Origin of the sequence: Nocardia sp. NPDC058497 (genome assembly GCF_042720195.1) — a bacterium.
GTDB lineage: Bacteria > Actinomycetota > Actinomycetes > Mycobacteriales > Mycobacteriaceae > Nocardia.
Window position 1 is genome coordinate 1 of record NZ_JBHXMY010000904.1, and the last position, 1,619, is coordinate 1,619.

The following is a 1,619-nucleotide window of genomic DNA, read 5'->3' on the forward strand; positions in this document are numbered from 1 at the left end:
CCCGCGGCGGGGCCCGCGCGCGCGCGTGGGGCTGGGGGGGGGGGGGGGGCGCGCGTGCGGCCCGGGTGTGCGCCCCCGGGGGGGGCCCCCGGGTTTGCCGGGCGGGGGGGCCCCGCCGCACCGTCGGAGGGGTCCCGATGAAGTCGCTTCGCCGCCGCCGGGCCCAGCCCGCCCACGTCGCGCTGCACGCGCGCAATGTGCAGTTCGACTGGACCGACACCGCCCTGCGCTGGATGCCGGACGAACCGGTCGCCTCCCATGTCGTCAATTCGCTGAATCTGCTGCTCCCCGAAGGGGAACGGATGTTCTGCGCGGCCTACAGCGAGGCGCTGCCGTACGTCGAGGACGCGAAGCTGCGCGAGGACATGCTCGGCTTCATCGGCCAGGAGGCGATGCACGCCGAGACCCACCAGAAGGTACTGGCCGGGGTGCTCGCCGCGCACGGCATCGACACCGCGCCGTATGTGCGGCAGATGGAATTCGTCTTCCGCAACACCCTCGGCCCTCGCGACGGCAGCACCGCGGCCACCGAGGCGCGAATGGTGGAGCGGCTGACCTTCATCGCCAGCCTCGAGCACTTCTTCGCCTGGCTCGGGGACTGGATCCTCAACGCCGACTTGGAGAAACACCACGCCGACCCGCGCATGCTCGACCTGTTCCGCTGGCACGGCGCCGAAGAGGTCGAACACCGCAATGTCGCCCACGACGTGGCGATCTACTTCGGCGCGGGCTATCTGCGGCGCGCGGTGATGATGATGATCGTCATCCCGATCCTGCTCGTGCTGGTCCTGCGCGGCACCCGCTACCTGATCAACCAGGATCCCGGCATGCCGAACATCGGCTACCCGATGCTGCTGTGGCGGATCCTGGGCGCGATGCGGCGCGGGGCGCTGCCGCGGCTGCGCGCGCTCGCGATCAGCGCGCTGTCGACGTTCAACCCGCGCTATTCGCCGAACAGTGTCGGGTCGACCGAGCAGGCGATCGCGTACCTCGCCAAGTCTCCCGCGGCCAGGGCGGCGAACCAGTGACCCGCCCCGTCCCCACCGTGCTGCCGCCGGACCTGTACGGCAAGCACGTCCACGATCCGACCACCCGGGTCCTCGACCGGATCGCCACCGCGAAGGTGAGTCTGTCGACGCTGATCAACCGGGGCAAACTCGAATCCGGCGTGAACGACAACCGTTTCCCGGTCGTCGTCACCGATCGGGTGCTCGTCGCGGCCGACGCCGACGTGGTGAGTTTGCGCCTCGAGTCGCCGACCGGGCGGAGTCTGCCGCGCTGGCAGCCCGGCGCGCACATCGACCTGGAACTGCCGTCGGGCCGGATCCGCCAGTACTCGCTGTGCGGCGAACCCGCCGACCGCGGCGCCTACCGAATCGCGGTGCGCCGCATCCACGATGGTGGCGGCGGATCGATCGAGGTGCACGACGAGCTGGCGGTCGGCACGGAACTGATGGTGCGCGGTCCGCGCAATGCCTTCCTGTTCGCCCCACCCGGCCGCGGATCCACCGCGCGCCGACTGCATTTCGTGGCCGGCGGCATCGGCATCACCCCGATCCTGAAAATGGCCAGGGCCGCCGACCGGCTCGGCGTGCCGTGGACGATGGTATACTGCGGCC

Annotated in this window: 2 protein-coding genes; both read left to right on the top strand. The window is 70.9% G+C overall.

Annotated features, from left to right (window positions below; genetic code table 11):
- The first annotated feature begins 137 nt into the window (after positions 1–137).
- Positions 138–1,028: a metal-dependent hydrolase gene (locus ACFWPJ_RS32310; RefSeq protein WP_378857249.1), complete on the top strand. Its 891-nt coding sequence runs from the start codon at positions 138–140 to the stop codon at positions 1,026–1,028.
- Positions 1,025–1,619, top strand: a 595-nt coding sequence (locus ACFWPJ_RS32315) for a ferredoxin reductase (RefSeq protein ID WP_378857251.1), incomplete at its 3' end; no start/stop codon positions are given. The genes ACFWPJ_RS32310 and ACFWPJ_RS32315, both read left to right, overlap by 4 nt.